This window comes from Shewanella marisflavi, assembly GCF_002215585.1.
GTDB classification, from domain to species: domain Bacteria; phylum Pseudomonadota; class Gammaproteobacteria; order Enterobacterales; family Shewanellaceae; genus Shewanella; species Shewanella marisflavi.
On record NZ_CP022272.1, the window covers coordinates 4,018,712 to 4,031,645 of the forward strand.

The following is a 12,934-nucleotide window of genomic DNA, read 5'->3' on the forward strand; positions in this document are numbered from 1 at the left end:
TTTTGTTTTATTCGACAGCGCCATCTTAGGGTTGGAACAGGTTCCAAAACGGGAGTTAATCAACAGTTACTTTTAAAACAACTTGTTCACATCGCCAAACTTATAACCAGCTCAAAAATTACACAGAAATACTACTTTGTGGGTATTTTGGAAGCCGTTCCAAAGCATGACGCCATGTCTCAAAGCCCCTAAGGCGGAATGAGACTTAGCTCAACGGCAAAATAAAAAGTCAGGCAAGATGCGGCCCGCACTGGTAAGTTAAGCCTTATACAGATCTAGCGCAGCCGACTTATGGAACTCGAAGATATCTATCGACAGGATTTAAGCCTATTAATTGCCCTGCAAGTCTTAGTCGAAGAACGCAGCGTCACCCGCGCCGCTAAACGGTTACACTTGAGCCAGTCAGCCACCAGCCGCATCTTAGGGCGGCTAAGGCAGATGCTGGATGATCCGCTATTTTCTCGGGTAGGCCAGCAACTTGTGCCGACCCAATATGCTCTGGACTGCTATCGCCAGCTTCAGGGGCCGACCAGTGAACTACTCACACTCTTAACACCCAATGCCTTCGTACCCAGCCAGTGCAGGCAAACTTTTACCCTGGCGGCGACTGATTTTGCCATTCAGGGTCTGCTGCCCTTTATTCTGCCTGAGATCTATCGCCAAGCCCCAAACATCAGGCTGAATATCCTGCCGGTACAGCACCAGACGCTTGCCTCTCAGCTGAGTTTACAAGGGGTAGATATGGCGATCTGCCGCGCCTTGGGTCAGGTGTCGCCACTTGCCAGCACCCCCTTGGGCAGAGTCGGTGTCAGCTGCCTGGTCTCCAGCTATCATCCGGTAGCGGATCGCCCATTAACCCTCACAGATTATCTGCACTATCCCCACGCCACCATCGCCATCAGCGACGGGGTTAAGGCGATCGTCGATGCGGCCATTGCCCAGCATCCGCCTCGGCACGAGTGTTTGCGTACCGCCCATTTAGACAGTGCCCTGGCCCTACTGTCGATTCATCCCCTTATTATCACCCTGCCCGAAGGACTGGCAGAGATGGCCGCCGCCCGTCACCGCCTCAGGGTTAAGCCCCTGCCCTTTGAGATCGCCGCGCTCAACTACAGCCTGTTTTGGCATTCGCGCTGTGAACTGGATAAGGCACAGACCTGGCTGCGGGGCATGATCACCGGCCTGATTAGGCCGCTGCTTGGCCAGCAGGGGGAGCCTTAGGCTCACAAGGGCAAACCCGGCGATAACAAGAGCAAACCTGAATACCGCAAGGCAGCACTTGGCCACTGGCTGGCAAGCAGGCAAAAAAAAGTGGCCAGTGGCCACTTTTATTGTTTGAGAAAGGCTACACCTTGACCAGTACCCGCCCGGTCACCTTGCCTTTGACTATCTTGTCGGCGTACTCGCCAAGCTGCTCTAAGCTGACGGTCTGACAGGCCTGCTGGTAATAGCTATCGGGCAAGAGTTCAAGTACCTGCTGCCAGGCCTTAACGCGTTTGTCTATTGGGCAGGCCACTGAGTCGATACCTAACAGATTTACGCCACGCAGAATAAAGGGCATCACCGTCGTCGGCAGGGCAAAACCGCCCGCCAGGCCACAGATAGCGGCGCTACCGCCATATTGCATCTGCGCTAAGGCGCTAGCCAACACCTTGTTACCTACGGTATCGACCACACCCGCCCAGCGCTGTTTCTCCAATGGACGGCACTCCTGTTCCAGCTCGCTACGGTCGATCACTTCACTTGCGCCCAGGGCTTTTAACCAGTCGCCATTCACCTCGACGCGGCCAGAGCTGGCAACGACCTTATAACCTAGCTGAGCCAGCAAGGTCACAGCCACTGAGCCTACGCCACCACTGGCACCCGTTACTAAAACCTCTCCCTGTTCAGGGGTCACGCCCGCCTGTTGCAGTGCCTGCACACATAACATGGCAGTCAATCCAGCGGTGCCAATCATCATTGCCTTAGCGCCATCACAGCCATTAGGCATGGGCACTAGCCAGTCGGCTTTTACCCGCGCCTTCTCGGCCATGCCACCCCAATGGTTTTCGCCCACGCCCCAACCTGTCAATATCACCTCATCACCTGGCTCAAAGCGGGAGTCGGCCGACTCGCTCACCACGCCAGCAAAGTCTATGCCCGGCACCATAGGGAACTGGCGAATGATCTTGCCTAATCCGGTGATCGCCAGGCCATCCTTATAGTTGAGCGATGAGTAGCTCACGTCCACCAGCACCTCACCCTCGGGTAGATCGCTCTCAGGCAGCATTTTCACATCGGCTTGGGTCTGTTTATCTAGCTGGGTCAATACGAGTGCCTTGAACATGGGGCCTCCTTAACAACAAAATGGACTGACAGATTAGTGCATCTGCCATCATGAATACACTGCACATTTTGCATAAACTACATGCATATTGCGCATAATCAGATCAGGGTTTAAGGCCCAAGGCCTTGAGTTTGCGATACAAGGTATTACGGCTAATCCCCAGATGTTTGGCGCAGCGGCTAACGTTGCCCTCAAACCGGTGGAAACTAGAGACAATATTAGCGTTTACCACCAGACTCAGCTCACTCTCGCTTGCCGTCATCTGACTATTTATCTCTCCAGCCTGATTAAGCTGAGCCTGTATGGTGTCCGGCAGATGTTGCCAGTTGAGCTCTGGGTCGCCGTCGGCCATCAGGCAAGCTACCTGCATCAGGTTATCCAACTCGCGCAGGTTGCCCGGCCAATCATGGGCCAACAGGCGCTGTAAGAGTTCTGGGCAAAGTTGCTGTGGCGCCTGACGATAGCGCTTATGCAGTTTATGTATGATGCGCTCAATATCGGTGCGCTGGCGCAGCGGTGGCAGTGACACCTGCAGGCCATTGAGGCGGTAATAGAGATCTTCCCTAAACGCGCCTTGGCTCACCAGCTGACGCAGATCGGCGTGGGTCGCGGCCACCACCTGAATATCCACCTTATAGCTGCGATTGCCGCCCACAGGCACCACTTCCCGCTCCTGCAAGACTCTGAGCAGCCGGCTCTGAGTCGCCGTCGGCATCTCACCTATCTCGTCGAGAAACAAAAAACCGCCATCGGCCTGACGTATCTTCCCCTCAAACCCTTGCCGACTAGCCCCGGTAAAGGCGCCGGGCTGATAACCAAACAACTCAGATTCCACCAGTTCGGCCGGCAGCGCGGCGCAGTTAACCGCTACTAAGGGACGCTGGGCACGAGCGCTTTGAGCATGGAGTTTCTTCACAAACTGCTCCTTGCCCACCCCGGTTTCACCACAGATCAGCAGGGGAATATTGCGGCTCACCACCTTATTGGCCTGCTGCCAGGCACGCTCTAACTTAGGGTCACGAAAGCGCACCCCTATCTGCTGGCTCACCAACTGGCTCGGCTTAGTGACAACCAACTCTTGGGTCTTGAGATGAAGGCGCTGCTGCTGACACACTGGGGCACCACTATGCCAACGACTCCCCAGATGTTGATGAATATCGTCACCAATAAGCGGGCGATGCAACAAGCGCTTCGCCATCGCGTTACAGCCTAAGATCTTGCCATCGGCATTGGCGACCACGATTCCCTGCCACCCCGAGGTGATGAGTGACGCCTGCTCTGCCAGATCGATGCGGTAATGACTGCCCGGCAGATGGCACAGCAGCGCGGTTTCTATCTGCTGCACCAGGCTGGCAATTAATACCAAGGTCTGCTGGGTGTGACGCTGCTGCTCGCTGGTGATATCGATAGCGCCAAGCAGCTCACCTTCGGGCGAAAAAATAGGGCTGGCGGTGCAGCTCATAAACCTGTGGTGACGAATAAAGTGCTGATCGCCTATCACGGCAACGGGCTGCCTGGCGGTCAATGCCGTGCCGATGGCGTTGGTGCCCTTATGCTCCTCGCGCCAGTTAACCCCCACATCCAGGGCCACATTGGCCAGCTTGTCAGAGTAACGGCTCACCCCCCAATGACAAAGCACATAGCCGTCACGATCTGAGAGGATCAACCGGCTCTGGGTATGGGTCATTATCTGGTTAAACAGTGGCAATGCATGTTGCTTGGTGAGGGCGATGAGTTGCTGATTGGCGTGATGCCGCTCGGCAAGTGCATCGGCGTTGAGGCGCAACTCTTGAGGTAACTTGGCTTCATCCAGCCCAGCCCCTTGGCTACGCGACCATGAGTCTGACAGCCAAGCTTGTGTCTGTAGAGCTATCGTCATAACTGTGTTCCATTTTGGCACACCTAAGGTGTGCTCTTATGTCACAGTGCATGCCAACTGCCAGTGCAACCCCTTCCTGGACCACGCACATTCGGACATCAAAAATTAGTTTTTCATCATACTGTTACTAATCCTACAGCACAACTCCTGCCAGTTTGGCCTGGGCTTTGCGTTAGCTAAAGGGAATCTGAGCCCTATTGAACACAAACGTGACACTCGATTGGGGCAGAGATAAAAAATTTAAACCTGTTGTTTTTTAAACATAAAAATAGGACGCCCGCCAGAGGCGTCTTTCGACAAGACAAAACCATACAAGGAAGCTCAAGATGATCTATAGCAAGCCAGGCAGCAAAGATGCCATCGTTAACTTCAACAGCCGCTACGACAACTTCATTGGGGGTGAATGGGTCGCGCCTGTGGGCGGAGAATATTTTGATAACCGCTCACCTGTCGATGGCCAGGTGTTTTGTCAGGTAGCCAGATCCGATGAACGCGATATCGAGCTGGCACTGGATGCCGCCCACGCCGCCAAGGATGCCTGGGGCAAGACCTCGGTCACCGAACGTTCCAACTTACTGCTGAAGATCGCCGATCGCGTCGAGCAAAATCTGGAGTTCCTCGCGGTGGCCGAAACCTGGGAGAACGGTAAGGCGGTGCGCGAAACCCTCAATGCGGATCTGCCACTATTTGTCGATCACTTCCGCTACTTCGCGGGTTGTATCCGCGCCCAGGAAGGCAGCGCCGCCGATATCGACAGCAATACCGTCAGCTACCACTTCCCCGAGCCACTCGGGGTCGTCGGACAAATTATTCCCTGGAACTTCCCGCTGCTGATGGCTGCCTGGAAAATCGCCCCGGCGCTGGCCGCAGGTAACTGCATCGTACTTAAGCCCGCCGAACAGACACCTGTCTCCATACTGGTGATGGTCGAACTTATCCAAGATCTGCTACCTGCTGGCGTGCTCAATATCGTTAACGGTTTCGGTACCGAGGCGGGTCAGGCACTGGCGGTCAGCAAGCGTATAGCCAAGCTGGCCTTCACCGGCTCGACCCAAATTGGTCACCATATTCTCAAGTGCGCCGCCGAATCGCTAATCCCCTCTACCGTCGAGCTGGGCGGCAAGTCGCCTAATATCTACTTTGCCGATGTGGTGGATCAAGAAGACGAATATCTGGATAAGGCGGTAGAAGGCATGCTGCTGGCCTTCTTCAACCAAGGAGAGGTCTGTACCTGTCCGTCCCGTGTGCTGATTGATGAATCTATCTACGACAAGTTTATCGACAAGGTTATCGCACGTGCCAAGACAATCAAGCAGGGCAACCCGCTGGACAGCGAGACTCAGGTGGGTGCCCAGGCCTCACAGGAGCAGTTCGATAAGATATTAAGTTACCTTGAAATTGGTCGAAGCGAAGGCGCCGAGGTGTTAATAGGGGGCGCCAGTTGTCAGCTATCAGGGGATCAGAGCAGCGGCTATTATATCGAACCGACGATTCTCAAGGGCAACAACAAGATGCGCGTCTTCCAGGAGGAGATCTTCGGCCCCGTCATTTCGGTCACCACCTTTAAGGATGAAGCCGAGGCACTGGCCATCGGTAACGATACCGAGTATGGCCTAGGCGCCGGCGTCTGGACCCGCGACATGAACCGCGCCCAACGCATGGGACGTGGCATTCAGGCCGGACGCGTGTGGATCAACTGCTACCACGCCTACCCAGCTCACGCCGCCTTCGGTGGCTACAAGAAGTCAGGTATCGGCCGCGAGACCCACAAGATGATGCTCAGCCACTATCAGAACACCAAGAACCTGCTCGTCAGCTACGACGTCAACCCGCTAGGTTTCTTCTAACCTAGCAATCTGGCTCAACCCAAAGCCTGCTGAGGCTGGATCTCAGCAGGCGCTATCCCTTCATTAAGGGACAGCTATCTTAGTAGCTACATCAAACCTATTTGGGACTTGGAAAGGGTGATTTTGACCATGGCTTCATAGTGTATTAATTGCCTGCGGCAGGTGCAGCGCGAGGGGAGCTTAATGGCCTTTCAGCGAAGGTCTTAGTATGTGAGCATCACACTACCTTGCTGTTTAAAGGGTTTCCTTGAACCATGACTTCATGGTGTATCAATTGCCTGCGGCAGGTGCAGCGCGACAGGAGCTTAATGGCCTTTCAGCGAAGGTCTTAGTATGTGAGCATCACACTACCTTGCTGTTTAAAGGGTTTCCTTGAACCATGACTTCATGGTGTATCAATTGCCTGCGGCAGGCTTATGTGCAAGCACTCTTTTGGCACGCCGATATTCCGTCCCTGGAGGCTTCACGGCGGCGTCCTTGCCGCCGAGAGCCAAAAGCGCGCTTACACTGGTATCTATCGTCTCTTCGATTAAACGTTAATGGTTAGCCTGACACTAAAACTCAATTAGACAGAAACGCGTTAGAGTATTTGTCCAGTAACGCCAAGGGCCCGGGCAGCTTTGTGGCGGAGCCACGCTTAAAGCTGTCCAGCCAGCTTGCTGGCGTACGTTGACCGCCTTGTTATGTGTTTTGCTTGATAAGCTTTGATTTTGCATATTTGTAAATTACAACTATGGAAAACACCCATGCAATTGCTTTAAAGCAGGCAATAAAAGTGAACCAAATTGGTCGAGAATGGAACGAAACCATATCTGTTACACGAATATTTTCAATTTCTAAGTTTGTAACAGCACCAAATAGCTGGCCGCCCAGCCAAAAAAATAAAAATATAGCTATAAAGAACCACAACAAGCTATTCTTAATGCCAAGCTCCTCAAATTTCATCACGCCCTCGTTAACACATAACGCCAAGCTAAGCGGCGCACGTTTGCGCGTCCTTGCTAGAGCGCCTTTCTAGCTTCTTGAGCTCTGAAGCTAGTTTATATTTTAAATTACTAATAGTTTCTTTTTGGTTTATAGAAGCTTGAACTTCAATTATGGGAATGCCAATTTTTTTAGCTTCGCTCAATTCCCACTGAACCCATTCTGATTTTTCTATAGAACGCGACCTTATTAGAATCATAAGTTGAGCATGAGAAAGCATTTCCTCAACATGACGTTGCTTTTCTGGCGCATCGTTGTGTAGAAGGTCAATATAGTGCGGACCATAATTCGACAACACACCTGACACCATTTTCAATGTATTACGATTAACATAGCTATCTCTGGTGGTATAGCTCACAAATATAGACATTATGGTCCAATCCAATTCATGGCATATGCTACCCAGCCGATAATACCGAGGCCTGCCAAGGCAAAATAGAGTGTCATAGAATGATTAAATGCGGCACCAAACCAAGTTACACTTAGATCTCCATTAGGATAATTGGTGATGGAATTTCTCTGTGCAATCGCATGCAACTTTTGATTCATGGCGCTTCTTGTTTTTCTTTGGAAATAGTATGCAGAAGAGTCAGCGATCCAAAATCCGAAACAAATTAGAAGTGGTATAACGAAGTACGAGTGATCAAGGCTATTGTCAGTCAGCTTAACCAACACAGCCAAAGCTGCACCTATAAGCCCCACGCAGATTTTTTTGAATTCAAAACAACTCTTGCTTATTTGAAGAGTTGCTTCGTGAAGTTGGTCGACACTTGCCCAGTCCAGTTCGTCTTCACATGATCTTTTGTATTCCGTCATTTTTCTTGTATATCTCCAAGCTATCAGAGGAAGCTAACGCAGCGCTTTGCGGCTGGTTTGTAGCGCAACGGAAAACCAGTCCGACAACAGCGCTTTGTTATAACTTTTAACCAACAATCTTCTTTTGCCTCTCATACTCTGAATTTAGCTCTAAAAAAAGAGCATTAATAAGAGTAAATAAAGTGCTATTTATTTCTCTAAATTCAGACTTCTTTTCAGATAAAACCTTTTTGAGATGCTCAGTTCGTACATACTTGTATGCCTTTACCTTATCCTCGTCATCAATGTGCTCGAAGTTATTAAGATAAAACAACTCAATTTTCTTTAAGTCTTTATCAATTAACGAATGTCGGTGAATAAGTGTATGCCTGATTTGCTCGTGCTCACTTAGATATTTGCTAATGGCTTTGACTGCTTTAAGAGTTTCTGGGCGGTGTTGAACCTTGTAGTTACTGACTATTACACCATGATTTACATTTGCTTCATTAATACACAGGTGAAATACAGCATTTACCAGCTGAAGAACTCGATCATGTACAGATTTGATACGAATTAAGTAGTTTTCAACATTGTAAATAAGATGGTCTGCCCGTGAAGCTTCTTTTTTTGAGTAATCAAAGTTCGATAGCAGCTCAATAGCTAAATCGAGTTGCTTACACCAAGAGATCGTATTAACCAGATAGAAACCTACTTTCTGGACGTAGTATTGATATTCAGATAATTCAATATCTTCAGGAAGTTCCGTAGCTAGTTTATCAACTTCAATGTCAGAAAACGCTACCTCTCCGTCTTTAAGTACAGATACCAAGAAAGAATTTTCATCTAATTCCGAAAACTTACTCATCACTCTCCTGAGTTATAACAGCTTATTAGCAAGACTAAAAAAAATTATCGTAAATCATACAGTAAAGTAAATACTGCCTCAGCACAATGCGAACAGGGTGATGTATTGGGTGGAACAAAATTCTTGCTGGTATTAGAAAAGCACTACCAAGACTAGCTAGAGAGTGAGTGTCCGTTACTCGCTCAAAGACAACATCCTTAGCGCAATTGCGTTAACACACTTTGGGGCAGAAATAAGTTAACGCTTTACTCCCTTACCTCCCCAACGCCGCCAAATCGAAGAGACTATAGACACAGGTGTAAGCACGCTTTTGGCTCTCGGCGGCATGGACGCCGCCGTGAAGCGTATAAGGACATATTCACAGCGTGCCAAAAGAGTGCTTGCACACAAGCCTGCCGCAGGCAATTGATGAAGGTGAAGGTTCGACCTTCAAATACAAATGCAGCTGGAAGCATCAGCCCGATCACCCCCATATATTCGGCATCACACTATTCGAATGCCCAGATATAAATAGTTTCTTAACCCCGCTATCGGGTCATAGACATGCCGCAGGCCCATCACCAAGCGATCTTCGGCAGCATCTGACTTCTAGGGAAGAAGAGAATGCCCAAAAATATCGGGAATCTTTTGGGCAGTGAAAAGCAAACTAGAACAACAGGGTAGATATCGCTAGTTAAACCCGTTTAGGGATACCTGGTCGCATTGCGCTAATCACTTACTATCAAGGCCGAACGGTTGAGTAATAAGCCGCGACAGCATCAATATCAGCCTGAGTAAGTTGACTGGCAACCTCAGCCATCAAGCCTCCATCATCATTGATGCGATCTTTCTTTTGCCATGCGTTAAGTTGCGAAGCTATATAACCTCGAGTTTGCCCCATTAGACGTGGTATTGCCGGTGGTAGACCGACTCCTCGAGGTCCATGGCAATTAGCACATGCTACCAATTGTCGAGCAATATCACCGCGCTCAGCTAGTTGCTCCCCCGCCGCCAAAATGTCAGCGTCTACCTTCAACGGCTCCGCATAGACAGGAGTGGGTAGAGAAGAGTAATAGGCTGCTACATCAATAATTTGCTTATCAGTTAAACCTGCAGCCATAGGTTGCATAAGCGCCTGCTTTCGACTGCCTGCACGAAAGTCTTGCAGCTGTTTTTGTAAATAATATTCGCTTGCTCCAGCTAAACTCGGAATGTCACCCATTCCCTGACCAGCGACACCATGGCAAGCGCTACAGGGGGCTGCGCCGCCGCCCCCTTGAATAGCCAACACCTTACCAGCATCTTTATCAGCGACCATAGTTGTATCAGCCATGAGTGAACACATAACTGACGTTGAGAATATTAATATACAAACTTGTATGTAATTTATCTTCATCATAATGACACCAATGGCCCAGGTGATTTTAGGTACTTAGAGGTTAACGCCTCCGCAGCACGATAGGTAAGCGCTCCCAAAGTACCCGTTGGATTATAACTTCCGTTATGCGCAAAAGCTGACGCACCAACAACAAACACGTTGGACACATCCCAACTTTGAAGGTAGGTATTAACGGCACTTATACTTGGGTCATCCCCCATCACAGCACCACCACAATTATGCGTGGATTGATAAATATTACAGTCAAATGGCCCTTTTCGCGCACTGGCTACAACCTGCTTGCCTCCCATGGCCTTGCCTATTTCCTCTAATTTGCTCGTGATATAGGCTGACATCTTGAGATCATTTTCTGAAAAATCAAAAGTCATCCGCAGCAATGGCTGGCCCCAAGCATCTTTATAGGTAGGATCCAGATCCAAATAGTTTGTCGGCGTTGGCATTGATGATCCATGCGCCCCAATCTTAACCGTGTGATTGTAGTGCTTGAGCATGGCATTTTTAAACTTTTGCCCCCAACGTGGTGTGCCGGGTGGAACAGGATGAAATCCAATTGGTTGACCATTGGTAATATTAGAATAGAGGTAAGCACCTCCTATAAAACCAAGTTTAGAGTGATCAAAATTATCTCCAGAGAACTCATCGATGGCCATCATAGTCGAACCCGAGGCCATAAAAGGATTGACCCTTACGTTGTCATCAAAAAACACCTCTGCACCACTAATGGTTTGGTAGGTGTAATTGCGCCCCACGACACCTTCTTGGGTAACTGGGTTATAGGGTTTGCCAATACCGGAAAGCAGCATCATTCGCACATTATTAAGTGAAAACATACTTAAAACGACTAGTGCTGCTGGCTGGAACACCTCTTCACCTGCCGCGTTGACATAGGTAACACCAATGGCTTTTTTGCCATCTTTATCTAACTCGACCTTTAACACTTGGGTTTGAGTTCTTAGCTCAAAGAGTTCGCTTTTGAGCAAGACAGGCAATACTGTTGTTTGCGGACTGGCTTTGGCTTTGTGCTCACAACCATAACGCTCACAAAAACCACACATAACACAGGCTTCCATGGTGAGACCAAGCGGATTGGTATAGCGTTGTGACATGGTGCACGATGGCATTGGAAACGGTTTATAGCCAAGGCTTTGTGCCGCTTTCGTAAACAAAGCTCCTGCGTAGGTTTGTTTCATTGGTTTGTTAGGATATTCGCTAGAGCGCGGGGCTTCAAAGGGATTTCCTCCCTCTTGAATTTTGCCCTGAATGTTACCGGCTTTACCACAGGCCCCATAAAGCTTTTCAAAACGATCATAGTAGGGCTCTAGCTCTGAATAGGTCACTCCCCAATCCTGAATAGAAAGAGATGGGTCGATAAAATCTTTGCCATAGCGCTTTTCTATATGTGATTTAAGGACAAAATCAGCCTCTTGAAACCGCCAAATATTGCCATTCCAATGCACAGCCGAACCTCCTAAGCCTGTGCCCGGTAAAAATGCTTGCCAACGGCGAATGGGTAAAGCGGTTTGATCAGATTTGTTTCGCATAGTCACCGCTTCTTTTTGGGCGCTCTGCATTAATCCTTTACGTATTGAATACTTGAGCTCATCGTGCATTGCGGGCGCCTGAAAATCTGGCACGGTATTGCGGCCACTACCTCTCTCTAACCCGACCACTTTCTGCCCAGCCTTGGTCAGTTCATGCGCAATGATCGAACCACTCATACCGACGCCAACAACTACCGCGTCTACGGCATCTAATGTCTTTACCATGAATTACTCTCCTTTCCCTGGATGAACCATATGTTTCGGCGCATTAGCCATACTAATGGGATTCGATGTTCGCACTTCTAAATTAATCCCATGCTTATCAGCAAGGTCATACCAAGATGCATAAGCGCCCGGAAACCCTATGGCTTTCCAGCCGACCATCTCTTTATTGCCACCATAGCTAGGGTCAGCTAAGTATCCTTCTAATGTGTTCTGCAATAACATGGAAAAAAACACCGCCGATGGTACGCCATCTAAGTCCATTGCACCGGCTTCCAATTTAGTTAAATAGGCATCCTGTTGAGCTTCGCTCATCTCGGTAAAGGGCGTACCAAGCGCTGCCAATTGCTTATTAATGGCGGTTAATGCCGTACGATAAAGTTCTGATGGAGTGAATTTAAGTTGGTAACCTTGTTCAGGCGTGCCCGGCTGCCACGGACCACTGACATACATATCCGATCCACCGCCCCATGGACTAGCTAGCGCCTTGTCAATAAAGTTAGTCACATCGGCTTCAAGTGCACCTGGCACATCTGGCTCTGATGGGATGATTCGCGCCGTGGCGGCCTGAACAAAAATCACTTCATCGGGATGAAGAAACAGATATTGTGGTGAGTTTGCTGGCTTGGGCTTATTAAGATTATCTGCAAATGCGTTACTGGCTCCCATGCTTGAGGCTACAGCCGCACCCGCTGCCACTATACCTGCAGCTTTGAAAAGCGTTCGTCTCCCTTCGTCAACCATTTCATCTTTATCTGCTTTGTCATTTTTCATAAACGATGTTTCCTCTATGAGTCCCTGGCGCCATGCCTAATCAAGGGTTATCCAAGTGTAGACGGCCGATATTCAATATGCAGAAAACATACAAAAAAAACTGCACTCATTAGGGACGCAATACTGGAGGTAAACAGCCTAGATGATCATCACAATAATGAGACCAGATTGCCGATTTAATGAATTGCGAGTAAGCGAAGAACCCCATAGTAAAGACTTAATCGGTTACGATGAGAATTTTCTATAACCTTGCTATTTTAGACGTCCGAGCATTAGAAGCAGATAGCGATGCCCTAAGTAACCAACTGACAGATAGATTATAA

At 49.2% G+C, this 12,934-nt stretch carries 11 protein-coding genes; 2 read left to right on the forward strand and 9 right to left on the reverse strand.

Features of this window, described 5'->3' with window-relative positions; translation table 11 throughout:
* Positions 1-291: 291 nt before the first annotated feature.
* Complete coding sequence (locus CFF01_RS17690; protein ID WP_088905656.1) at positions 292-1,221, forward strand: LysR family transcriptional regulator; 930 nt, start codon at positions 292-294, stop codon at positions 1,219-1,221.
* Positions 1,222-1,345: 124 nt separating this feature from the next.
* Here CFF01_RS17690 and acuI read toward each other — a convergent pair whose 3' ends face one another.
* Together acuI and CFF01_RS17700 are read right to left on the reverse strand one after the other, a co-directional pair.
* Positions 1,346-2,326, reverse strand: a complete 981-nt coding sequence (acuI, locus tag CFF01_RS17695; RefSeq protein WP_088905657.1) for an acrylyl-CoA reductase (NADPH) — start codon at positions 2,324-2,326, stop codon at positions 1,346-1,348.
* A gap of 103 nt (positions 2,327-2,429) precedes the next feature.
* A complete protein-coding gene (locus CFF01_RS17700; RefSeq protein ID WP_088905658.1) occupies positions 2,430-4,205 on the reverse strand; it encodes a sigma-54-dependent Fis family transcriptional regulator in 1,776 nt (591 codons plus the stop codon).
* A 326-nt stretch (positions 4,206-4,531) separates the two neighbouring features.
* Between CFF01_RS17700 and exaC the strand changes: the two genes are divergently transcribed.
* Positions 4,532-6,052, forward strand: coding sequence for an acetaldehyde dehydrogenase ExaC (gene exaC, locus CFF01_RS17705; protein WP_088905659.1), 1,521 nt, complete (start codon positions 4,532-4,534; stop codon positions 6,050-6,052).
* Between the two features lie 681 nt (positions 6,053-6,733).
* Here the strand turns inward: exaC and CFF01_RS17710 are convergent.
* The 7 genes from CFF01_RS17710 to CFF01_RS17740 all read right to left on the reverse strand — a co-directional run bounded on the left by CFF01_RS17710 (position 6,734) and on the right by CFF01_RS17740 (position 12,611).
* Positions 6,734-6,997 (reverse strand): hypothetical protein, encoded by a 264-nt coding sequence (locus CFF01_RS17710; RefSeq protein WP_088905996.1) that lies wholly within the window; start codon positions 6,995-6,997, stop codon positions 6,734-6,736.
* A gap of 28 nt (positions 6,998-7,025) precedes the next feature.
* Entirely contained in the window at positions 7,026-7,406 is a 381-nt protein-coding gene (locus CFF01_RS17715) for a TIR domain-containing protein (RefSeq protein ID WP_088905660.1), read from the reverse strand.
* A complete protein-coding gene (locus CFF01_RS17720) occupies positions 7,406-7,852 on the reverse strand; it encodes a hypothetical protein (RefSeq protein WP_088905661.1) in 447 nt (148 codons plus the stop codon). The genes CFF01_RS17715 and CFF01_RS17720 overlap by 1 nt, the downstream gene beginning before the upstream one ends.
* Before the next feature lie 106 nt (positions 7,853-7,958).
* Positions 7,959-8,696 (reverse strand): Cthe_2314 family HEPN domain-containing protein, encoded by a 738-nt coding sequence (locus CFF01_RS17725; protein ID WP_088905662.1) that lies wholly within the window; start codon positions 8,694-8,696, stop codon positions 7,959-7,961.
* A 721-nt stretch (positions 8,697-9,417) separates the two neighbouring features.
* Entirely contained in the window at positions 9,418-10,008 is a 591-nt protein-coding gene (locus CFF01_RS17730) for a c-type cytochrome (protein ID WP_198387094.1), read from the reverse strand.
* 62 nt (positions 10,009-10,070) lie between these two features.
* A complete protein-coding gene (locus CFF01_RS17735) occupies positions 10,071-11,840 on the reverse strand; it encodes a GMC family oxidoreductase (RefSeq protein WP_088905664.1) in 1,770 nt (589 codons plus the stop codon).
* 3 nt (positions 11,841-11,843) lie between these two features.
* Positions 11,844-12,611 carry a gluconate 2-dehydrogenase subunit 3 family protein gene (locus tag CFF01_RS17740; RefSeq protein ID WP_088905665.1) on the reverse strand — a complete coding sequence of 256 codons (768 nt, stop codon included), beginning with the start codon at positions 12,609-12,611 and terminating at the stop codon, positions 11,844-11,846.
* Positions 12,612-12,934 lie beyond the last annotated feature (323 nt).